The sequence below is a fragment of the Streptomyces sparsus genome (assembly GCF_054776295.1).
The window spans coordinates 1-876 of record NZ_BAAHCA010001411.1; the positions used below are offsets into that span (position 1 = coordinate 1).

1 protein-coding gene is annotated in these 876 nt (G+C 72.8%); it reads left to right on the forward strand.

What is annotated here, in order from left to right; translation table 11 throughout:
• Window positions 1-215 precede the first annotated feature (215 nt).
• On the forward strand, window positions 216-842 hold the full coding sequence (locus ACYVE9_RS28740) for a hypothetical protein (protein WP_461030812.1): 627 nt from the start codon (window positions 216-218) through the stop codon (window positions 840-842).
• Window positions 843-876 lie beyond the last annotated feature (34 nt).

Below are 876 nucleotides of genomic sequence, written 5' to 3' on the forward strand. Positions count from 1 at the left end.
GTCCGGGGACGCCCGGGCCGGCCGCGTCTCCCTGTCTCCCCACGTTCGCCGTCACCGCCCGCCCGGTCACCGGCCCGGCAGGGGCGGCGACGCGCCGGCGCCCGCGCCTCGTCACACGAATACTCCAAGCGGGTGGTTGACCGCACTCCCCGCCTCGGGACGCTCGTTCGCACATACACCGGAGTGTTGAGTTCACCAAGAGGAGCAGGACCAGAATGAAGATGTCACCGCAGGGCAGGTTCGCGGCACTGGCGGCGTGCACGGCAGCCGCACTGGCTCCGGCCACCGCTGCCGCCGCCGACGCGGGATCGCAGGTACCGGTGGACGTGCCGCTGGAGAGCATCGAGACGGTGCTGCCGCTGGACGCGCCGACCATCCACGCCACCGTGCCGTCGAACCCGCTGTCCACTCCGTCGGTGCCGCAGATCATGAAGGACGACCAGCTGAACGTGCCGCTGGTGCCGGAGGTCGGCACGATCCTGGACACGCCGACCGCGGACGTGACCGTGCCGCTGCTCGGCTCGGACCGCAACGAGAACTCCACCAGTGCGCGGATCAGCACGGACAGCACACCGCTGACCGCGGTCACACCCGCGGTCGACGTGGCGCTGCCGCTCACCAACCCGGGCGTCGAGGAGTCGGGCATGCCGCGCCTGGCGATGCCGAACGCCACCGTCACCACGCCGACGCTCCAGGGCGAGCGGGGTGCCGTGGTGGACCTCGTCGACGGGAACGGCCACTCGCGCCTTCCGGTGCACCGCACCGTCGACACCGCCTCGCAGGTACTGGGCTTCGCGGCGGAGACGGCCCTCGGCGCCGGGGACGGGCTGCTGCGCGGCTGATCCGTCCGGCGCCGAGGCGGGTCGCGGACGACCG